The 19901-nt window shown below is 59.2% G+C and carries 24 protein-coding genes and 6 pseudogenes; 19 read left to right on the forward strand and 11 right to left on the reverse strand.

Annotation, left to right across the window (positions count from 1 at the left end; all coding sequences use genetic code 11):
- Positions 1–7: 7 nt before the first annotated feature.
- From GKE73_RS14435 to GKE73_RS14445, 3 genes and pseudogenes are all read left to right on the forward strand, one after another.
- Positions 8–935: pseudogene (locus GKE73_RS14435) on the forward strand (electron transfer flavoprotein subunit alpha/FixB family protein).
- A 195-nt stretch (positions 936–1130) separates the two neighbouring features.
- Positions 1131–1442 carry a hypothetical protein gene (locus tag GKE73_RS14440; RefSeq protein ID WP_230370517.1) on the forward strand — a complete coding sequence of 104 codons (312 nt, stop codon included), beginning with the start codon at positions 1131–1133 and terminating at the stop codon, positions 1440–1442.
- The gene (locus GKE73_RS14445) at positions 1361–2257 is read left to right on the forward strand and encodes a porin (protein ID WP_230370518.1); all 897 of its coding nucleotides are present in this window, start codon (positions 1361–1363) and stop codon (positions 2255–2257) included. The genes GKE73_RS14440 and GKE73_RS14445 overlap by 82 nt, the downstream gene beginning before the upstream one ends.
- 162 nt (positions 2258–2419) lie before the next feature.
- Here the strand turns inward: GKE73_RS14445 and GKE73_RS23755 are convergent, their stop codons facing one another.
- The 4 genes from GKE73_RS23755 to GKE73_RS14455 all read right to left on the reverse strand — a co-directional run bounded on the left by GKE73_RS23755 (position 2420) and on the right by GKE73_RS14455 (position 4264).
- Positions 2420–2551, reverse strand: a complete 132-nt coding sequence (locus GKE73_RS23755; protein ID WP_280954957.1) for a hypothetical protein — start codon at positions 2549–2551, stop codon at positions 2420–2422.
- A gap of 129 nt (positions 2552–2680) precedes the next feature.
- Positions 2681–3091 (reverse strand): methyl-accepting chemotaxis protein, encoded by a 411-nt coding sequence (locus GKE73_RS23760; RefSeq protein WP_312854467.1) that lies wholly within the window; start codon positions 3089–3091, stop codon positions 2681–2683.
- A complete protein-coding gene (locus tag GKE73_RS23765; RefSeq protein ID WP_280954958.1) occupies positions 3048–3722 on the reverse strand; it encodes a methyl-accepting chemotaxis protein in 675 nt (224 codons plus the stop codon). The genes GKE73_RS23760 and GKE73_RS23765 overlap by 44 nt, the downstream gene beginning before the upstream one ends.
- A gap of 188 nt (positions 3723–3910) precedes the next feature.
- The gene (locus tag GKE73_RS14455) at positions 3911–4264 is read right to left on the reverse strand and encodes a PAS domain-containing protein (RefSeq protein WP_230370519.1); all 354 of its coding nucleotides are present in this window, start codon (positions 4262–4264) and stop codon (positions 3911–3913) included.
- 192 nt (positions 4265–4456) lie between these two features.
- Here GKE73_RS14455 and GKE73_RS14460 point away from each other — a divergent pair.
- Positions 4457–5448: pseudogene (locus tag GKE73_RS14460) on the forward strand (2-hydroxyacid dehydrogenase).
- 6 nt (positions 5449–5454) lie between these two features.
- Here the strand turns inward: GKE73_RS14460 and yaaA are convergent.
- Positions 5455–6234 carry a peroxide stress protein YaaA gene (yaaA, locus tag GKE73_RS14465; RefSeq protein ID WP_230370520.1) on the reverse strand — a complete coding sequence of 260 codons (780 nt, stop codon included), beginning with the start codon at positions 6232–6234 and terminating at the stop codon, positions 5455–5457.
- Positions 6235–6371: 137 nt separating this feature from the next.
- Here yaaA and dtd point away from each other — a divergent pair, with 137 nt between their 5' ends.
- Positions 6372–6824: a D-aminoacyl-tRNA deacylase gene (gene dtd / locus GKE73_RS14470; RefSeq protein ID WP_230370521.1), complete on the forward strand. Its 453-nt coding sequence runs from the start codon at positions 6372–6374 to the stop codon at positions 6822–6824.
- Positions 6825–6968: 144 nt separating this feature from the next.
- Here dtd and GKE73_RS14475 read toward each other — a convergent pair whose 3' ends face one another.
- From GKE73_RS14475 to gloB, 6 genes are all read right to left on the reverse strand, one after another.
- A complete protein-coding gene (locus GKE73_RS14475) occupies positions 6969–7994 on the reverse strand; it encodes a lytic transglycosylase (RefSeq protein ID WP_230370522.1) in 1026 nt (341 codons plus the stop codon).
- Complete coding sequence (locus GKE73_RS14480) at positions 7978–8142, reverse strand: hypothetical protein (RefSeq protein WP_230370523.1); 165 nt, start codon at positions 8140–8142, stop codon at positions 7978–7980. Before GKE73_RS14480 ends, GKE73_RS14475 begins: the two co-directional genes overlap by 17 nt.
- Positions 8143–8150: 8 nt before the next feature.
- Positions 8151–8489, reverse strand: coding sequence for a transglycosylase SLT domain-containing protein (locus tag GKE73_RS14485; RefSeq protein WP_230370524.1), 339 nt, complete (start codon positions 8487–8489; stop codon positions 8151–8153).
- A 13-nt stretch (positions 8490–8502) separates the two neighbouring features.
- A complete protein-coding gene (locus tag GKE73_RS24920) occupies positions 8503–8808 on the reverse strand; it encodes a transglycosylase SLT domain-containing protein (protein WP_230370525.1) in 306 nt (101 codons plus the stop codon).
- Between the two features lie 371 nt (positions 8809–9179).
- Positions 9180–9392, reverse strand: a complete 213-nt coding sequence (locus GKE73_RS14495) for a hydroxyacylglutathione hydrolase C-terminal domain-containing protein (RefSeq protein ID WP_230370526.1) — start codon at positions 9390–9392, stop codon at positions 9180–9182.
- Positions 9393–9409: 17 nt separating this feature from the next.
- Positions 9410–9937: a hydroxyacylglutathione hydrolase gene (gene gloB / locus GKE73_RS14500; RefSeq protein ID WP_230370527.1), complete on the reverse strand. Its 528-nt coding sequence runs from the start codon at positions 9935–9937 to the stop codon at positions 9410–9412.
- 21 nt (positions 9938–9958) lie between these two features.
- Between gloB and GKE73_RS14505 the strand changes: the two genes are divergently transcribed.
- The 14 genes and pseudogenes from GKE73_RS14505 to GKE73_RS23790 all read left to right on the forward strand — a co-directional run bounded on the left by GKE73_RS14505 (position 9959) and on the right by GKE73_RS23790 (position 19882).
- The gene (locus GKE73_RS14505; RefSeq protein WP_230370528.1) at positions 9959–10216 is read left to right on the forward strand and encodes a hypothetical protein; all 258 of its coding nucleotides are present in this window, start codon (positions 9959–9961) and stop codon (positions 10214–10216) included.
- Positions 10135–10521 carry a class I SAM-dependent methyltransferase gene (locus tag GKE73_RS14510; protein ID WP_230370529.1) on the forward strand — a complete coding sequence of 129 codons (387 nt, stop codon included), beginning with the start codon at positions 10135–10137 and terminating at the stop codon, positions 10519–10521. Before GKE73_RS14505 ends, GKE73_RS14510 begins: the two co-directional genes overlap by 82 nt.
- A gap of 177 nt (positions 10522–10698) precedes the next feature.
- Positions 10699–11148, forward strand: coding sequence for a ribonuclease HI (rnhA, locus tag GKE73_RS14515; RefSeq protein ID WP_230370530.1), 450 nt, complete (start codon positions 10699–10701; stop codon positions 11146–11148).
- Positions 11149–11214: 66 nt separating this feature from the next.
- Positions 11215–11947 (forward strand): annotated as a pseudogene (gene dnaQ / locus GKE73_RS14520) (DNA polymerase III subunit epsilon).
- Positions 11928–12629, forward strand: coding sequence for a 2-C-methyl-D-erythritol 4-phosphate cytidylyltransferase (ispD, locus tag GKE73_RS14525; protein ID WP_230370531.1), 702 nt, complete (start codon positions 11928–11930; stop codon positions 12627–12629). The pseudogene dnaQ and the gene ispD overlap by 20 nt, the downstream one beginning before the upstream one ends.
- A 1-nt stretch (position 12630) precedes the next feature.
- Positions 12631–13136, forward strand: a pseudogene (gene ispF, locus GKE73_RS14530) (2-C-methyl-D-erythritol 2,4-cyclodiphosphate synthase).
- Between the two features lie 74 nt (positions 13137–13210).
- A pseudogene (gene rpiA, locus GKE73_RS14535) lies at positions 13211–13869 on the forward strand (ribose-5-phosphate isomerase RpiA).
- A gap of 113 nt (positions 13870–13982) precedes the next feature.
- Positions 13983–14687, forward strand: a complete 705-nt coding sequence (gene phoU, locus GKE73_RS14540) for a phosphate signaling complex protein PhoU (protein ID WP_230370532.1) — start codon at positions 13983–13985, stop codon at positions 14685–14687.
- 161 nt (positions 14688–14848) lie between these two features.
- Positions 14849–16338, forward strand: a pseudogene (gene ppx, locus GKE73_RS25955) (exopolyphosphatase).
- Between the two features lies 1 nt (position 16339).
- A complete protein-coding gene (locus GKE73_RS23770) occupies positions 16340–16870 on the forward strand; it encodes a CorA family divalent cation transporter (protein ID WP_280954959.1) in 531 nt (176 codons plus the stop codon).
- An 11-nt stretch (positions 16871–16881) separates the two neighbouring features.
- Positions 16882–17523 (forward strand): CorA family divalent cation transporter, encoded by a 642-nt coding sequence (locus GKE73_RS26685; RefSeq protein WP_446686336.1) that lies wholly within the window; start codon positions 16882–16884, stop codon positions 17521–17523.
- A 12-nt stretch (positions 17524–17535) separates the two neighbouring features.
- On the forward strand, positions 17536–17772 hold the full coding sequence (locus GKE73_RS14570; RefSeq protein ID WP_230370537.1) for a cation transporter: 237 nt from the start codon (positions 17536–17538) through the stop codon (positions 17770–17772).
- On the forward strand, positions 17739–19007 hold the full coding sequence (locus GKE73_RS23785) for a heavy metal translocating P-type ATPase (protein WP_312854468.1): 1269 nt from the start codon (positions 17739–17741) through the stop codon (positions 19005–19007). The genes GKE73_RS14570 and GKE73_RS23785 overlap by 34 nt, the downstream gene beginning before the upstream one ends.
- The gene (locus GKE73_RS23790; RefSeq protein WP_312854469.1) at positions 18986–19882 is read left to right on the forward strand and encodes a heavy metal translocating P-type ATPase; all 897 of its coding nucleotides are present in this window, start codon (positions 18986–18988) and stop codon (positions 19880–19882) included. The genes GKE73_RS23785 and GKE73_RS23790 overlap by 22 nt, the downstream gene beginning before the upstream one ends.
- Positions 19883–19901: the final 19 nt, after the last annotated feature.

Raw genomic sequence — 19901 nt, forward strand, 5'->3', positions numbered from 1 at the left:
TCCTGCCATGGCCCTGCTTGTTATTGCTGAACACGATCACCGCAGCCTGAAGGCTGCTACCCGTAATGCCGTCGCTGCCGCGGCACGGATTGGCGGCGAAATCCATGTGCTGGTGGCCGGTGCCAACTGTGGCGCGGTCGCCGAGCAGGCCGCCTACCGGCTCATGTTGCCAAGGTCAGGGTGGCCGATGCGCCACACTATGCCGATCAGACCGCCGAGAATCTGGCTGCGCTGATCGTGGCCTTGGCCGATGGCTATAGCCACATTCTTGCCGCCGCGACTAGCACTGGCAAAAACACATTGCCGCGCGTGGCAGCCCTGCTGGATGTAGCGCAACTGTCTGACATCGTGGCAGTGGCAAGTGCGGATACCTTTGTGCGCCCGGTCTATGCCGCTAATGTGCTGGCCACCGTGCAATCGCTCGATCCGATCAAGGTCATCAGCGTGCGTGGCACGGCGTTCGAAGCGGTCGGTGATGGTGGTAATGCTGTGGTTGAGCCGGTGCCAGCCTGCCCTGATCTGGGCCTTGCCCGCGTGAGTGGACGGGAGTTGGTTAAAAGCGAACGACCGGAGCTCGCCACCGCCAAGATCATCGTTTCCGGCGGCCGGGGACTGGGCAATGGCGACAACTACCGTGCCCTGCTGGAACCGTTGGCCGACAAGCTTGGCGCTGCACTGGGAGCCTCTCGCGCCGCTGTCGATGCCTTCGTCTCCAACGATTACCAGGTCGGCCAGACCGGCAAGATTGTTGCACCACAGCTTTATATCGCGGTCGGCATTTCTGGCGCCATTCAACATCTGGCCGGGATGAAGGATTCCAAGGTGATCGTAGCCATCAACAAGGATGCCGATGCACCGATCTTCCGGTGGCGGATTACGGATTGGTCGGTGACCTGTTCGAGAGCATCCCTGAACTGGTCGCGGCATTGGGTTGATCCGCCAGCCGCATCATGGCGATGCGGCGTATTGGTCATTGGTTCTGCGGTGTGTTCCGTTCGGTGTTGGCGCCGTGCGCGGGATTTTTTGTCTGATCGATTTTGTTGAACGGAAGGCACCCACCCGCAAGGTGTGGTCGTCAGATTCCGGCTCAACCGCTGAAGTACAACCATAACAATATACGGAGAGACTTCATGAAGCATGCAACCATCTATATCACCGGGTTGGCGGGCCTTCTGCTCAGCGCCACCGCCATGGCCGACAATACGGTCATCTACGGCAAGATCAACCTCGCGCTGGAAACGGTGTCCGCCAAGGGCGCCACCGATGGGCACAGCAATATTCCATCCGGTCAGCGTGTGACCAGTAACCTGTCGTATCTGGGATTTCGTGGCGAAGAAAACCGGGTAATGGTACCAGCGCCGTGTGGCAGGTGGAGCAGGACATCAACCCTGACAATTGCAACAACTGCGGCTTTGCCAACCGGACCTCATTTGTCGGCTTGAAGGGCGAGGATTGGGGGCGTCTGGTTGTGGGGCGTTACGACCTGTACTGGACTTCACATCTGGCGGCGCTCGACAAACATGTGGTGCAGGCCGGGGTCGCCGGGATGATCCTGTCGGTATTTGGTACCTATGGCGGTTATACCCCGTTGGGCAAATCCTCTGCCACCACCTCCCTGATGGGCGGGCGTGCCATCAATGTGGTGCGCTACGACACTCCGAGGGTGAACGGACTGGCGGGCAGTCTGAATTACTCCACCTCCGAGCAGAAGACCGGCAACGGTAGCCCGTCGGCGGTGCAAGTGGAGCTGGATTACAAGGACGGCCCGGTGATTGCCAACCTGTCCTATCTGCATGCCAACAGCAGCAACGGTAGCCTGACCAACACTGGCGGTGTTGCCAGCGAGCCGGGCATGAGTGCAGATGCGGTCAAATTTGTTGGTTCGTATACCTTTTCGCAAGGCACTGTGCTGGGCTTGGGTGGGGAGTCGTTGCGTACACATTATTCCGAAGGCAACGTCAGTCGCATGGCATACGGTATGCATCTTGGACAAGAACTGACGCCCCATACCTATGTGGGCATGACCTATGGCCGGGCGGGCAATGTATCGTCATCCATTGCCGGATCAGCAACGACCGATAAGACCGATGCCCACTTTCTCAGCCTGCTGACGACCTATAACTTCACCAAGCGCACGATGGTGTATGCCGAATATGCGCGCATTTTCAATTCGGCCAACGCGGGCTACTACTTCGTTTCCACCGGTAACCTGAATGCCACGGCGGCGATGCTTAAGGCAAGGGCGCCGATCCGATGACGTTCATGGTGGGCATGAACCATGTCTTTTGAGTGAGGCAACATCCGGTCTTTGCGCCAGCTTGATGCTGGCGTTTTTTTTTGAGATCAACCGCCGCAGGGGAGGGGTAAAGCATGATCGTCATCCGTCATGGCGTCCGACGGTAATTCGCCTTTGAAATTTTCAGGCAAGGTGAGCCTGCTTACGCCGTTGATCCAGCCAGAGTTCGGCAAGATTGGAAAACGCCTGTAGTCCAGCGCAGAGCAAGCAGTACAGGATGGCGGTAAAAAGATAGATCTCGGGTTGATCTGGCAATGGTTAATACCAAGAGAAAAGCCACGTGTTGAAACGTGGCTTGCTGTGGCAAAGCGTTATTGCCTCTCTTTTCAGGCTATCCACGGCTTATCAACCGCAGACAGCACAGTTGGCCGAATGGGGCGATGCCTAGTTGTCCTCCAGCTGGAAATGTTTGGCCAAGCGAGCCAAGGTATGCGCCTTGTCGGAGAATTTCACCAGCGTGGCATTGGCGTTTTCGACATGGTGATGTGATTCGTCGATCTGTTCCGCCACGGTTCCCATGCGTTCGGCCAGATGAGCGGCGGTGGCGGATTGCTGGGCGTTGGTGCTGGCGATTTCCTGCATCATGTCGCAGACGCTGCTGGAAGCATCGCGGATGGCGTTGAGCTGCCCGGTGGTGCGCTCTTGTGCCACGCTGCCTGCCCGGGTCTGGATGGTCACTTCCTGCATCACCTGTACCGTCTCGTCCGAGGCTTGGCGGATATCGTTGACCAGCTGGTTGATCTCGTCGGTGCTATGACTGGTCCGTTCGGCCAACTTGCGTACCTCGTCGGCCACCACGGCGAAGCCGCGGCCACTTTCGCTTAGCACGGGCCGCTTCGATGGCGGCGTTCAGCGCTAGCAGGTTGGTCTGGTCGGCAATTTCATGAATGGTTTGCGTCACCTTGCTGATGCTGGCGATGGCATCCGAGAGCGAGTGGATGGTGCGCTGGGCGTCCTCTACCGATTGCACCGCCTGCTGGCTGCGGGCATGGGCAAGGTTCATGTCCTCGGTGCTGGCATGGATGCTGTCACGCGAGTGCGCGCTCAGGCTGGCGGTACGTTCGGCGTTTTGTGCCACCTGTTCAATCGCCGTGGAGAGTTGTTCGATACCGGCGCTCATTTGTTCGACACTCTGGTTGCCGATCTCCATTTTCTGGTAAATGCCGTGCATGGTGTCCTGCAGGATATCGGAATCGGCATCCAGCTCCTGCGCCGTCATTTGCAATTCGTCGATGACAACCTTCAGATGCACCTGCATGTAGGCCAGCACTCGTTCCAGTCGGCCGGTTTCGCCTTTGCCATACAGCGAGAGTTTGTTGTTGAGGCGGCCCTCGGCAATGTTCTCGCACACCTGTAGTAACTGGGCATGGCGTGCGCTACAACGACGTTCGAACAGCATCCAGCTAAGCAAGCAGGCTGATGCCAAGCCCGGCCAAGATATATCCGCTGATGGTGCCGGAAACCGCGCCTACGCTGGCGAGCACTACGGCCAGCGCCAGCCCGATGCCATGACGAATCCGCGCTTCCTCGCAACCGCGGTGGGGCGGAGGGGTAAAGCGCGCGCCATGGAGCAATTGGGGATAGAGCTGTTCCGCTGCCTGAATGTCTTGGCGATCAGCTTAGCGTACGGACCGACATGTAGCCGGTGGTTTCGCCGTGCGCGCGGACGGGCACTACCAGCGCATCGACCCAATAATGGTTGCCGTTTTTGCAGCGGTTTTTGACCAGTCCATGCCACGGACGATTGTTTTGCAGGTTTTGCCACATGTCTTCGAATAACACCGGCGGCATGTCCGGATGTCTGACGATGTTGTGGCTGGAGCCAATCAGTTCTTCACGGGAAAAGCCGGATAGGCGGACAAAACCATCATTGGCATGGGTGATGATGCCTTTGAGGTTGGTGCGAGTCACGATCAAGCCATGGGTAAACGGCACTTCAATCCCAGTGACGGGAAAGTTCTTTTTCATGATCAGGCGGTAAATGGTGTATTGATGGGAGAAATGGGCAACAGCGAATTAATGTAAAATTTTTACAGCATTTAACCTATGACATAAATCAATGTCGTCATATTAAACAGCGCTTGTCATATAAATTTAAAAAACCAGACGGGTCGGAAGCGGCCAGCCGTGGAAAGTGCCTGAACCATGAGGAATGTCGCCATGAAAATTGCCGTGTTTGATACCAAAGCCTATGACCGTCAGGCATTGCTGTTGGCCAATCAGCGCTTCAATCACGAGTTGGTGTTTTTTGAACCGCGCCTCAACCGGGACACCTTGCAACTGGTACAGGATGTCGACGCGGTGTGCCCGTTTGTGAATGATCGCCTCGACGCTGAGGTCATGGCGGCGCTGGCTGACAAGGGCGTACAACTGATTACCTTGCGCTGTGCCGGGTTCAACGGTGTCGATCTGGCGGCGGCGAAACATCATTGCATTACGGTCACGCGGGTGCCGTATTCGCCGCATGCCGTGGCAGAACATGCGTTTGCCCTGCTGCTGGCGGTGGTGCGTCGTATTCACAAATCCTACGTGCGCGTGCGGGAGATGGATTTTTCACTGGATGGCCTGGTCGGATTCAACCTGTATCACAAGACCATGGGCATTATCGGCACCGGGCGGATTGGCCGGGCGGCCATGGCGATTGCCAAAGGGTTTGGCATGCGGGTGCTCGCCTATGACTCTTATCCCCAGCCCGAACTGGCCGCCCGTCTGGGATTTGAGTACGTGCCGCTGGAGACGCTGCTTGAGCAATCGGACGTGATCAGCCTGCATTTGCCGTTGACGGCGGAGAGCATTTGATTGATGCTTCAACGCTGGCGCGCATGAAACCCGGTGCCGTGCTGATCAATACCAGCCGTGGCGGCCTGATCGAATCCACGGCGCTGATTGCCGCTCTTAAGGATGGTCGTCTCGGCGGGGTGGGGCTGGATGTGTATGAAATGGAAGAAGGTGTGTTTTTTGAAGATCATTCCGAATCCGGCTTGCAGGATGATCAACTGGCGCGCCTGCTGACCTTTCCCAATGTGCTGGTCACCTCGCATCAGGGCTTTCTGACCCGCGAGGCCCTGACCAACATCGCCGAGACAACGCTGGCCAATGCCTCTGCCTTTGCGCTGGGTGAGCCGTTGCCCAATGCAATCAAAACGGCTTGAACATGCTTAGTGGTTAGCCGGGGCGCGGCGGAACACCCGAGTCAGTTCGCTGGAGGTGTCTGCATCGAAGGCGTAGCCTTCGCTGTCAAATTCCTTGAGCTGTGCTGGCTGGCTGACCCGGTTGAGTGTGGCCCAACGTACCATCAGGCCGCGCGCACGCTTGGCGTAAAAGCTGATGATCTTGTACTGGCCGTTTTTCTTGTCCTGAAAAACCGGCGTCACGATGGCTGCGTTGAGCTGTGCGCGTTTGACCGACTTGAAATACTCCTCGGATGCCAGATTGACGAGCACCGGATCACGGTCTTCGGCCAACCTTTGGTTAAGCGCATCGGTAATGATCTGCCCCCAAAAGGTATAGAGATCCTTGCCGCGCGGATTGACTAACCGGGTGCCCATTTCCAGCCGGTAGGGCTGCATCAGGTCGAGCGGGCGCAGGCAGCCATACAGGCCGGACAAAATGCGCAGATGCTGCTGCAAATAGCTCAAGCCGTCTTCATCCAAGTGGCTGGCATCCAGCCCTTCGTACACATCGCCCATGAAGGCGAGTACCGCTTGCTTGGCATTGTCCGGGCCAAATGGCGTATGCCAGTCGGCAAAGCGGCCGGTATTCAGCACCGCCAGCGCATCGCTGATGGACATCAATTTGGCCAGATCAGCCGGGCTTTTTTCCCGTAAGACGGCGATCAGTTCGCGGCTGTGTGCCAGAAAATCCGGCTGCGTGTAGGGGATGTGTGCGGCCGGTGGCGTGTTGTCGAGTGTTTTGGCGGGGGAGATGACCATCAGCATGTGTGGTGTCCTTGAACGGCGGTTGGCCGATTTTATCGGAAGCGGGCCACACGGTGGGCAAACTTGATCAGCCCGAACATGACCGGGCGATGTTGGCGCTCTACAATTTGCCGGTAATCTGACTGGGATGTTGAACTATGCGGGTGTTGTTGCAACGAGTGCGTGAGGCATCGGTAACGGTGGATGGCAAGGTTTCCGGCGCGATTGGCCCCGGATTGTTATTGCTGGTTGGGGTGGAAGCCAGCGATGGTGACGCCGACATCGAGTGGCTGGTGCGCAAGGTAAGCCAGTTACGAATATTCAATGACGACGCCGGTGTAATGAACCGTTCGGTGCTGGAGCAGGGTGGCGAGGTGCTGGCAGTCAGCCAGTTTACCTTGTTTGCCAGCGTCAAGAAGGGCAATCGGCCTTCTTATAGCCGCGCCGCCAAGGGCGAAATTTCCCGTCCGCGGTTTGAGCAGTTCGTTGCCGGGTTGGCCGAAACTTTGGGCAAGCCAGTGGCGACCGGCGTGTTTGGTGCCGATATGCAGGTGGCGTTGACCAACGATGGTCCGGTCACGATCTGGCTGGATAGCCAGCAAGCTGAGTGATGGTGATCGCTCTGTTCTGTTTGCCCGGCGGCAGGCGTGGTCACGGCTACTTGATCCGAGCAAGGCGAAATCCCTAATCGCCAATGAGAAAAGCCCCGACCAGCGGGGCTTTTTATCTATACGGCAGCCAAGTTGTCGCCAGACTTATAGGCCTTGTACCTCGATGCGGACTTGTTGACCCGGTTGCAGCCGTGCCACCTGTCCGGCGCCATTCCAGCGCTGGATATCCGCGTGGTTGACGCCAAACCGGCGGGCGATGCTGTAAACGGTGTCGCCACGTTGCACCACATAAGTGGATGGCGTGGCGCCGGTTGCCGGTACGCGCGTGGCCTGCAGCCCGCTGACCTTGAGCAGGGCATCATCCTGTGCGGAATTGCCAGCCTCGGTTGTGCGGCTGGCCACCAGCGTTTGGGCGTTGCCTTTTACCTTTAACACTTGTCCCAGCTTGACTACATCTTCATTCAGCTGGTTAAGCGCCTTGAGGTCCGCCACGCTGATATTGTAACGGCGCGAAATGTTATACAGCGTATCCCCCGCCGCCACGGTATGTTGCGACGCATTCGGATTGATGCGGGCTACGCGGGTTTCGGCCACTTTGACCAGGCTGACCGGACGCGCCTTGACCGGTTCGGCAACTTTGGCAACCTGCACCGTCTCGGCTCGGGCCGTTACGATGGTTGCTGCTGCCGGGATGGTCGTGGTTTGGGCTGCCGGGAGTACTTGCGATGCCGGAGCCTGAGCCGTGGTGATCGGAGCGGTTACAGTAGGTGTCGCTGTCGCTGTCGGTGCGCTGGTAGCCGGTGTCGAGCTAATAGTTGTATCGGCCTTGGCCAGCATCACCGGAGCAACGGCTTTGGGCGCGCTAACTGGTTTGGCAACTTCCGCTACGGTGACTGGTTTGTCGCGCTGAACCACGATCAGCGGTTGAGCTGCCGGGGTACGGACGACAGCCGGTTTCGCGCTGGCAACCATCACCGCACTGTTATCCTGCATCAGGTTGTCACCACCTTCCAGCGGGGCATTGTTATTGCCGCGCATGGCCACCAGAACCGGGCGGCCTGCTTGCAGGGTGCCGCTATGGACTTTATTGACGGCCAGCAGTTCTGACGTGGTCATGCCATGCTGGCTGGCCACATCCGCGGCGCTTTCAGTGCTAGTGGGGGTATACACCTGCCAAGTCAGCAGCGGCTTGTTCCATTTTTCCAGATTGGCTTCGAAGCGGTCCGCCTTGCTGGCTAAGCAACAGCATTTGACGGCCCGGCTTGTAGGCGTACACCGGCAGGTTGAAGCCCGGATTGAGTTCCTTGAATTCGGCCACCGAAATGCTTAAGCCAACTTGGCGGCGATGTCGATGTCCATGTGGCGTCCGGTGGACACCGCCACGAAATACGGTTTGTTCGGGAATTTATCCAGACGCAGGCCGTATTGTTCCGGCTGGTTGATCAGGTTGCGCACCGCCAGCAATTTGGGAACGTAATTGCGGGTTTCGTTCGGCATGCGGATGTTTTCGAACGTGGGGGTCTGTCCGCTGGCTTGTACGCGGGCGATGGCGCGTGACAGATTGCCTTCACCCCAGTTGTAGGCGGCCAGCGCCAGGTTCCAGTCGCCGAACTGGGCGTACAGATTTTGCAGGTAATCGAGCGCGGCACGGGTAGCATCTACCACGTCGCGGCGGCCGTCATACCACCAGGTTTGTTCCAGACCATACTGGCGGCCGGTGGCTAAACATGAACTGCCACAGCCCGGCGGCGCCAACGCCGGAGCGGGCGGTGGGCACAAAGGCACTTTCCACTACTGGCAGCAGGGCAATTTCGGTGGGCATGCCACGGCGTTCCACTTCATTCATGATGTGGAACAGGTATTTGTGGCTACGCTCCAGCGTGCGGCGGAAGTATTCCGCGCGGCTGGCGTAGAGGCGTTCATGACGCTGTACCAGCTCCGGATTGACTTCGGTGAGCTGGAAACCCGGCGCGCGCGATCCCACAGGTTATCGCCATGACGCAGCAGGCTGGAGTTGAGCAGCATCATGTCCAGACCGGCGGCCAGACCTTCGTCTACGCCGACAGACTGCCCGAAGGTCCCGGAGTCGGCATGTGCGACGGAGACTGCTGAAAATGCAAATGACAACGAAATTGCCAATGGAGTGAATCTTTTCATTTGGCTAAGCCCAGTATTCTGATCTTGGCCGATGCTAAACACCGCCTTTAACCATGTCAACCTGAAAAAACAAATGATTAGCTAGCTTTCAGTGTGTATAAGCTATGCCGTTCCTGCGGGGTAAATAGCCGCTATCTTTACCGGGCCGACCCCTGTCCTGACTGTGGTTGGCCGGTGGCGGTCCTGTGAAAATACGGGTTAGCGGAAATGGTTTTTCCATTCACGCAGCTCTGCGAATACCTGCTCTGGTGTGCTGACTGGCTGGCCCGTGTGCTGTTGTACCGCCTTCTGGATGCTAGCGTGTGTGGCGCGTAAAAACGGGTTGGTGGCTTTTTCGGCTGCCATGGTGCTGGGCAGGGTAGGCTCGCCTTGTGCGCGACGGGCGCGGTCGGTGACCTCGCGTTGCTGCAAAGCGGTATTGTCGGGTTCTACCGCCGGGCAAAGGCCAGATTGGACAGCGTGTATTCGTGTGCCGGGTAGATGAGAGTGTTATCCGGTAGTTGCGCCAAAGTGTTGAGCGACTGGTACATCTGTGCGGCGGTGCCTTCAAACAGCTTACCACAACCGGCCCCAAACAAGGTATCACCGCAGAACAGATGGCCGTCGAGCCGGTAAGCCAGGTGATCCAGCGTATGTCCCGGTACGGCCAGCACGGCGATTGAGCCTAACGTCGTATCAATGTGGGAACCGTCCATCACCGCTTCTTGCACCAGTGCAATGTCTGCCGGTCCATAGACCTTGGCCTCTGGCCAGCGCTGGCTCAGCTCGCTGATTCCGCCGGTATGGTCGGCATGGTGATGGGTGAGCAGAATGGCTTCCAGTGTCAGCTGGTTTGCCTCGAGAAAAGCCTGCGCCGGGGCGGCCTGACCGGGGTCGACAATGATGGCGCGGCGATTCTGCTGCAAAACCCAGATATAATTGTCGGCCAAGGCGCGAACTGGAGTAACGGTAAACATGGTGTCTGGAAAGGTTCCGCAATGATGAAGGCGTTTTCCAACTGGCTGACCACGGCCGAGTTGGGGTGCTATCTGCTGGAGCGCGAGCAGGCTTTTTACCGCCGGGCCGTGTCCGATGTGTTTGGGTTTCATGCCGTGCAGGTGGGTGTGCCGGATGTGAACTTCCTCGACCATAACCGTATCCCCGGCAGTGCCGGGTGGCCGAAACCGGTCCGGTCGACATCCGCTGTGAGCCGGAACGGCTACCGTTCGAGACGCGTAGTCTGGACCTGCTGCTGATGCCCCATGTGCTGGATTTTACCACCAAGCCGCATCACGTTCTGCGTGAAGCCGAGCGGGTATTGATGCCGGAAGGACGTCTGGTGCTGACCGGCTTCAACCCGCTGTCGTTGTGGGGGCTGCGCCGCCTGATTCAGGGCCGTAGCGCCACGCCGTGGTGTGGCAATTTTCTTTCGCTGGCGCGCATCAAGGACTGGTTGGCCCTGCTGGAACTGGAAGCCAATCCGACGGCATTCATGGGCTATGCGCCGCCGTTTTCGCGCCACGACTGGCTGGCGCGTTGCCATTATCTGGAACAGGCTTAGGCAACCGCTGGTGGCCGCTGACGGCAGCGGTTTACGGCATTGAAGCCATCAAGCGGCAACGCGGCATGCGGTTGATTACGCCGACATGGAAACCGGCCAAGGCAGCACCCGGACTGGCGGTGGCTTAAGCAGCAATGACCGGCAGCCCAGCCACAAAAAACCTGCAGACGAGACAGCATGACAACAGAAGACGTAGTAGAGATGTATACCGATGGTGCCTGCAAAGGCAACCCCGGCCCCGGCGGCTGGGGAGCGTTGCTGCGTTACAAGGGCAAGGAAAAGGAGCTGTGTGGCGGCGAGCTGAGCACCACCAATAACCGCATGGAGCTGCTGGCGGTGATCCGGGCGCTGTCTACCTTGAACCGGCCGTGCCGGGTGGTGGTGTATACCGACTCGCAATATGTGCAAAAAGGCATTTCCGAGTGGATCCACAGCTGGAAACAGCGCGGCTGGAAGACGGCAGCCAAGGAGCCGGTGAAGAATGCCGACTTGTGGCAACAGCTGGATGCCGAACGCAATCGCCACCTGCAGGTGGAGTGGCGCTGGGTCAAGGGCCATGCTGGCCATGAGTTCAACGAACGGGCCGATCAGCTGGCCAACCGTGGCGTGGAACAGGCGCAGTCGTAAATTCTTCCCTCAAGGTTGGCCGAAAGGCGTTTGACGCCCTCGTGCCCGGCCTGAAAGCATCAAGTCATGAGACAAATCATTCTCGATACCGAAACCACCGGTCTGGAACCGTCGCAAGGTCACCGCATCATTGAGTTTGCCGGGCTGGAGATGATCAACCGCAAGCTCACCGGGCGCCATCTGCATTTGTATATGCACCCGGAGCGCGAGATTGACCCGGATGCCGAGCGGGTGCATGGCATTTCGCTGGATTTTCTCGCGGACAAGCCGAAGTTCCGTCAGGTGGTAAGCGAAATTGCCGATTTTCTGCGCGACGCCGAACTAATCATCCACAACGCCCCGTTTGACGTGGGCTTTCTGAATGCCGAATTTGCGCGGGTGGGCATCGAGCCGATCGAGCAGCTGTGCGCCAATGTGATCGATACCTTGCGTGAAGCGCGCGACATGTTTCCCGGCAAGCGCAACAGCCCTGGATGCGTTGTGCGACCGCTTTGAAGTCGACCGCGCCAACCGTACCCTGCACGGCGCGCTGATCGACTGTGAACTGCTGTCGGAAGTGTACCTGTGGATGACCCGCGGGCAGGAAAGCCTGATGATGGACATCGAGGTGAATACGCCGATGGTGGAGCAGGCCGGTGCGTTGCCGGTCAAGCACCAGCCGCTGACGGTGTGTCGCGCCAGCGATGAAGAGTTGGCCGAACATGCGGCCTATCTGGATAGTCTGGACAAGAGCGTGAAAGGCCAATGTGTATGGCGCGCGCTGGAGAACCCTGTAGTGGTTGAGGAGAGCAAGGCATGAGTGGCCGTTACCGGCGTTGGTGCCAGCGGCGGGGTCGGGGAGCCGGTTTGGCGGCCCCAGCCCCAAACAGTATTTGCAATTGAATGGCCGGACCTTGATGTGGCACACGCTGATGACCCTGTCGCGCGTGGAAGCGATCGAACAAGTGGCGGTGGTGATTTCGCCAGCTGACGAGTGGTTTGACGATTACGAGTGGGATATTCCCAAGCTGACGGTGCATCGCGTGGGCGGTGCCACGCGCGGCGAGAGCGTGCTCAATGGCTTGCGCAGTTTGCAGGCCGCAGCCGACGACTGGATTCTGGTGCATGATGCCGCGCGCTGCTGCATTTCGCTGGCTGCGGTGGAACGCCTGATTGCCACGCTGGCCGATGATCCGGTGGGCGGGCTGCTGGCCTTGCCGGTGACCGATACCGTCAAGCGTGGCGATGCCGAAGGGCGGGTGAGCACCACGGTGCCGCGCAACGGCTTGTGGCGTGCGCAGACGCCGCAAATGTTCCGTGCGGGCACGTTGGCCGAAGCGCTGACCGTCTGTGCGGCCGAGGACATTACCGACGAATCCTCTGCTATCGAACGTCTGGGGCTCAAGCCCAGTCTGGTGGAAGGCGATGCGCAAAACTTCAAGGTGACCTACCCGCGGGATTTGCCACTGGTGCGCGCCATTCTTGCCGCACGGAAGGAGTGACATGTTTCGGATCGGGCAAGGTTACGATGTGCACCAGCTGGTGGCGGGAAGGCCGCTGATTCTGGGCGGGGTGCACATTCCGCATGACAAGGGGCTGCTGGGGCATTCCGATGCCGATGCGCTGTTGCACGCCATTACCGATGCCGTGCTGGGCGCGGCGGCGCTGGGCGATATTGGCCGCCATTTTCCGGACACCGATGCCCGCTTCAAGGGGGCCGATAGCCGGGTGCTACTGCGCGAAGCGGTGGCGCGGGTGCGCCATGCGGGTTGGCAGGTGATCAATGTTGATGCCACACTGATTGCACAACAGCCGAAATTGGCTCCGCACATCGATGCCATGCGTGCCGCGATCGCCGCGGACCGGGTATTGACGTGTCGGCAGTGAACGTCAAAGGCAAAACCAACGAGAAGCTGGGCTACCTTGGACGTTGCGAGGCGATTGAGGCCCGGTGCCGTGTGCCTGCTGATGCCGTTATCGGCGGCTTGACCGGGTGGATGCCCGGGTAGTGGAACGATTAGCATCACATTAATCAGAACAACAACTTAGGGCAGCGTCCCTAATCCACGACGGAGGTTTTATCATGCAAACCCAGAACCAACTCAAGCTGGCGGTGGCGAAAAAGGCCCGGAATTTGTTCCGGATAACTGCATTATCGGTGTCGGCACCGGTAGCACGGTCAACCTGTTCATTGAAGAACTGGCCACTATCAAGGGCCGTATCAAGGGCGCGGTATCCAGCTCGGAAGCCTCGACGGCCCGCCTCAAGGCTCACCATATTCCGGTGTTTGAACTCAACACGGTCGATGAAGTGCCGGTGTATATCGATGGCGCCGACGAAATCAACCATTACCTGCACATGATCAAAGGTGGTGGCGGTGCGCTGACCCGTGAAAAAATCATCGGCGCCGTGGCCGAAAAGTTCGTCTGCATTGCGGATCAGAGCAAGTACGTGGATGTCTTGGGTTCGTTCCCGCTGCCAGTGGAAGTGGTGCCGATGGCGCGCAGTTTTGTTGCGCGCGAGCTGGTGAAACTGGGCGGCCATCCTGAGCTGCGCGACGGTTTCATCACCGACAACGGCAACATCATTCTGGATGTGCATGGCTTGAAAATTGCTAAACCGGTTGAGCTGGAAGCGACCATCAACCAGCTGGCCGGGGTGGTGACGTGCGGCCTGTTTGCCCGTCGCCGCGCCGATGTATTGTTGCTGGGCCGTGAAGACGGCGTGGAAGTGATTCAGTAATCTTCCGCTTGGCCGAACTGTTACCGGTTCGGCCAACTATGGATTGTCACACGGGCGTCATGCACCGGTTATATGATGCCCCGTTATCTGCAATTTGACTAAAAGAGGCTGAAATGGCGGAGCACATTTCAAAGCAGTTCGACATGGAGCTCGAAACCATTCGCACCCGCGTATTGCAAATGGGGGGATTGGTAGAGCAGCAGATCGTGTCGGCCATTGATGCCCTGATGACGGGCAATATCGCCAAATTCGACAAGGTGATTACCGAGGATTCGCTGGTCAACGCCATGGAAGTGTCGATTGACGACGAATGCCTGCATATCATTGCGCGCCGTCAGCTTACCGCCAGTGACTTGCGCATTGTGTTCACCGTGATCAAGGCGATTACCGATCTGGAACGCATCGGTGACGAAGCGCAGAAGATCGCTCGTATCGGCAAGAGCATTTATCAGTCCGAACGCTATCAGGTGCCGCGTTTCCGTGAAATCAACAAGTTGGCCGAAGTGGCGCTGATGATGTTGCGGCGCGCGCTGGACGCCTTCGCCCGGCTGGATGCTACCGCGGCGCTGGAGTTGGCCGAAGAAGACTTGCGGCTGGACGATGAATTTGATGCCGAAGTGCGCCAGTTGATCACCTTCATGATGGAAGACCCGCGCACCATCAGCATGTCGATCGATACCCTGTTCATCTCCAAAGCGATTGAACGCATTGGCGATCACTCCAAGAATATTGCCGAATACGTGGTGTATCTGGTCAAGGGCAAGGATATTCGCCATACCACGCTGGAAGACATGAAGCGCGAAACCCCGGGCGAGTGATGCTGTAGTCCCGATGACGGCGCTGTGCAATGGCGGTAACATCCAGTTACCGCCATTTTTATTGTGTTCAACCGCGACGCCAGCATGGTTTTGGGGTGGCTACCCTGACCCGTAAGTTTGTACCCGACTGGCAAGCATATTGAAGAAGAGAAGGGGTGACCTTGACTCCAACTACGCCCCCCCATGATGTGCTGGCAACTGTCGATCTTGGGTCCAACAGCTTCCGGCTGCAGGTATCCCGAGTGGTGGAAGACCAGCTCTATCCGCTTGATGCCCTGAAAGAAACCGTCCGGCTGGGTAGCCCTGACGGATGACAAGTATCTGGATGACGACACGCAAGAGCGTGCCCGGCCTGCCTCGCGCGTTTTGGTGAGCGTTTGCGTGGCCTGCTGCTTAAGCGCAGGTGCGCGTGGTGGGCACCAACACCTTGCGCGTGGCCAAGAATGCGCCCGATTTCATCGCCCGTGCCGAAGAACTGCTGGGGTTTCCGATTGAAATCATCGCCGGTCGTGAAGAGGCGCGGCTGATTTATCTGGGAGCTGCTCACTCGCTGCCAGCCACCAAAGAACGCCGTCTGGTAGTGGATATTGGTGGCGGCTCGACCGAATTCATCATCGGCAGCCAGTTCAAGGCGCAGGTGACCGAAAGCCTGCCGTTAGGCTGTGTCAGCTATAGCCTGCGGTTTTTCCCCGACGGCAAACTGGGCAAAACCAATTTCCGCGACGCCATCCTGACGGCGCGCAACGAGATTCAGCGCATTACCCACTCCTATCCGCCACAAGAGTGGCAACTGGCGGTGGGGACGTCCGGCACGGCCCGCTCGCTGCGTGACATTCTCGAGCTGAACGACTGGTCCGCTAGCGACATCACCTTGCAGGGCATGGAAAAACTCAAGGCCGAGTTGATCAAGCGCGACAACATCAAGTACGTCAATCTCAACGGCCTGAAGGCGGACCGCGCGCCGGTGCTGGCTGGTGGGCTGGCGGTGATGATTGCCATCTTCGAGGAACTGAGCATCGACAAGATGATCGTTGCCGAAGGGGCGCTGCGCGATGGCGTGCTGTATGACCTGTTGGTAGTTGCACCGCGAAAAAGACATGCGCGACTCCACCGTGGCCTTGTTCCAGCGCCGCTACCATGTGGATACGGCACAGTGCGAGCGCGTGATGGGGTTGGCCGAACAGCTGTATCGCATGGTGTCCGGCGACGAGTTTGACGCCAACATGCTCAAGCGGCTGGGCTGGGCGGCGCGGCTGCACGAAATCGGCCTGACCATTGCCCATACCGCCTATCACAAGCATTCGGCCTATATCCTGCAAAATGCCGACATGCCGGGTTTTTCCAAACGCGAACAGGCCACGCTGGCGGCCATCGTGCTGGGGCATCGCGGCGACATGGGCAAGATGCTGCAATACGTGAACGAGCATTGTGGCAGGCCGTGGTGTCGCTGCGTCTGGCGGTGCTGTTCTACCGCAGTCGTCGCAGCGTGCCGCTGCCCGAAACCCTGCAACTGGTGCATCAGCCCAAGGGCTTTGCCCTGACGCTGAGTCAGGCGTGGTTGCAGGCCAATCCGCTCACCACCAGCGCCTTCAAGCAGGAAGTGACGCAGTGGAAAAACGTCGGCGTGCAGTTGCTGGTCGGGCAAGTCTGACATGCGGCATGCCGCGCTGAAACAGCAGGTGCCAACCTTGGGCGAGGCGCCGGGCACCCTGCTGCCGGTGGGCGAAGTCAAGCAGGATGGCTCGTCGATTACCCTGATCGAATACGGCGCCGAGCGCCTGCTGGAGACGCGTTTCGACACCGTGGAGGCAGGGCTGGCGTACCAGCCGTCCGAACCGGTGCTGTGGCTCAACGTCTATGGCTTGCGCGATCCTCGCTTCATGCAGGCCATTGGCGAGCGCTTCCACCTGCACCCGTTGGTGCTGGAGGACATTCTCAACGCACGCCAGCGTCCCAAGATCGAAGATTATGGCGACTACCTGTTCATCGCCACGCGGGTGTTCCATTTCCCGGCGCGCGGCGGACGGCTGAAATACGATCAGGTCTATCTGGTGGTGGGGCGCAGTTTTGTGCTGACCTTTCAGGAGCGCCCCACTGGCCTGTTTGAAGCGGTGCGCGAGCGCCTGCGCAGTGGGCGCGGGCAGATCCGCCACAAGCAGGCCGACTACCGGCCTACGCCCTGATCGACGCGGTGGTGGATGATTATTTTGGCGTGCTCAACCAGTTTACCGAGCATGTGGAAAAAACCGACAGCCAGCTGTTGAGTGGGCGCGACAAGGGGGTGTTGCTGCAAATCCAGCAGCTCAAGCACGATTGCCTGAAGCTGCGCCGCACCATCACGCCACTGCGCGAAATACTGATCTGCCTGACGCGTGGTGATTACGGCTTCTTCCGTGCCGAAACCGTGGTCTATCTGCGCGATGCCTATGATCACACCATGCACGTGATGGAATCGCTGGAAATGTCGCGTGAGATGGTGGGTGACATGCTCGACCTGTATCTGTCCACTCAGTCGCACCGGCTGAACATCCAGATGCGGGTGCTGACGGTGATCACCATGATCTTCATGCCGCTGACGCTGATTGCTGAGCATCTATGGCATGAACTTCGAATTCATGCCGGAATTGCACTGGCACTATGGCTATTTTGCCGTCCTCGGTTTGATGGCGGCCATTGCGGCGGCCCTAGGTTATCTGTTCTGGCGTTACCGCTGGCTATAAGGTACGGATTCCTCTTTTTACGACTGACAAGGTTGGCCGAATGTCGCGTTTTGGGCATTCGGCCAACCTTTATTTTGCAGGTTGGTTTTATACCCTATAGGGGTATATACTTTTGACAGGAGGCTGCCATGAAACCGTCTGTTGTCGAATTCCCCATTGAAGGCATGACCTGCAGTGCCTGTGCCGCACGCATCGAAAAAGTGCTGAACCGGCAGGATGGCGTCAGCGCCACGGTCAACTTTGCCAATGAAAGCGCGCGCATCGAGTACGACGCGGAGAAGAGCGGCCCGGCGCAATTGGTGGCGCTGATTCACAAAGCTACCTCGTCCCCGTGGCGCGGCGCGAGTTTGCCATTGAAGGCATGACCTGCGCAGCCTGCGCCAGTCGCATCGAGAAGGTGCTCAACCGTTTGCCCGGCGTGCAAGCCAGTGTCAATCTGGCACGCGAAACGGCGGTGGTGCAGTTCCCGGCCGGGACGCTGGACGACGCGCGCATTGTCGAGGTGGTGAGCAAGGCCGGTTACGCTGCCACGCCGTTGCTAGCGGCCGATAACCACTCGCTGGCGCAACGCCAGCTGGCGGCTTATAGCCAGCAGCGCCGCTGGTTTGCCGTGTCATTGCTGTTCACCTTGCCATTTGTGTGGGAAATGCTGGCGATGATGCTGGGCTGGCACGACTGGATGGTGCCGCGTCTGTGGCAGCTGCTGTTGTCATTACCGGTGCAGTTCATCATTGGCTGGCGCTTTTACCGTGGCGCTTTCCATGCGCTGCGTGGCGGTGGCACCAACATGGATGTACTGGTGGCGCTGGGTACCAGCATGGCGTGGTTGCTGTCGGCGGTGGTCACGCTGGCCGATTGGCCGGAGCAAGCCGTGTATTTTGAAGCCAGCGCGGTGGTGATTACGCTGGTGTTGCTGGGCAAGCTGCTGGAGGCTCGCGCCAAAGGCAAGACTTCCGGCGCCATTGAGGAACTACTGCGACTCAGCCCGAAAACGGCGCGACTGGAGCGCGATGGCCAGCTGCTGGAGGTGCCGGTCGCCAGCCTGCAAGTGGGCGACCGCGTGGTGGTGCGCCATGGCGAAATCATTCCGGTGGATGGTGATGTGCTGGAAGGCCATGCCTCGGTGGATGAAAGCATGCTGACCGGAGAGAGCCTGCCCGTCAGCAAAACGGTGGGGGACCGGGTGTACGCCGCCACGCGTAATCAGGACGGCATGTTGCGGATTGTTGCCACCAGCGTCGGCGGTAAAACACAGTTGGCCGAAATCATCCGTCTGGTGGGCGAAGCGCAAGGGTCGAAAGCCCCCATCCAGCGGCTGGCCGATGTCATTTCGGGGATTTTTGTGCCGGTGGTGGTGTGCATTGCGTTGTTGACCTTGCTGCTGACCGGCGTGTTGACACACGACTGGGCGCGCGCACTGATTCATGCCGTGGCCGTGCTGGTGATCGCCTGCCCGTGTGCGCTGGGGCTGGCGACGCCCACGGCGGTGATGGTGGGTATGGGTAACGGCGCCCGGCGCGGCATCCTGTTCCGTAACGCCGTGGCACTGGAAACCGCTTCCGCGTCACGGCACTGGTGGTGGACAAGACCGGGACGCTGACGCAAGGCCAGCCACAGGTCGCTGACGTGGTGGCACTGGCAGGAGACCGGGCCAGCTTGTTGCAGCTGGCGGCCAGCGTCGAGGCCGGTTCGGAGCACCCGTTGGCGCAGGCGGTGTTGCGTCTGGCCGAACAGGAACAGCTGGCGGCGTTGCCAGTTTCCGGTTTCCGGGTGGAGGTGGGACGGGGCGTGGAGGCCAGTGTGGCGGGCTGGGGCGTGGTGCGCGCCGGTGCGCCACAGTGGGTGAGTACGACATTGCCGGAATCGGTGGCCACCTTGCAGGCGGCAGGCAAAACCGTCATCGCTGTCAGTCTGAATGGCCAGTTGCTGGGCCTGCTGGCCTTGGCCGACGCGATTCGGCCAACCTCAGCGCAGGCGGTGCGTGAGTTGTCGGCCATGGGCGTCAAGGTGATCATGCTCACTGGCGACAACGCCGTCACCGCCAGCCGGGTGGCGGCTGAAGCTGGCATCAGCGAGTTCCGCGCACAGGTGCGGCCACAGGACAAGGCGCGCGAAGTGCAGCACCTGCGCGAACAAGGCTACCGTGTCGCCATGGTGGGCGACGGTGTCAACGATGCACCGGCGCTGGCGGCTGCCGATGTCAGCTTTGCCATGGGGGCTCCGGACGTGGCGGTGGAAGCGGCGGATGTCACGCTGATGCAGACTGATGTGTTGCACGTGGCCGATGCCATTCGCCTGTCGCGTGCCACGCTGGGCAAAATCCGCCAGAACCTGTTCTTTGCCTTTGTTTACAATGTACTCGGTATCCCGCTGGCGGCGCTGGGGCTGCTCAGCCCGGTACTGGCGGGTGCCGCCATGGCGATGAGTTCGGTGTCGGTGGTGAGCAATTCGTTATTGCTGCGCCGCTGGAAATAACCTGGCGCGGGCCGATTTT

It is taken from the genome of Paludibacterium denitrificans (assembly GCF_009707705.1).
GTDB lineage: Bacteria > Pseudomonadota > Gammaproteobacteria > Burkholderiales > Chromobacteriaceae > Paludibacterium_A > Paludibacterium_A denitrificans.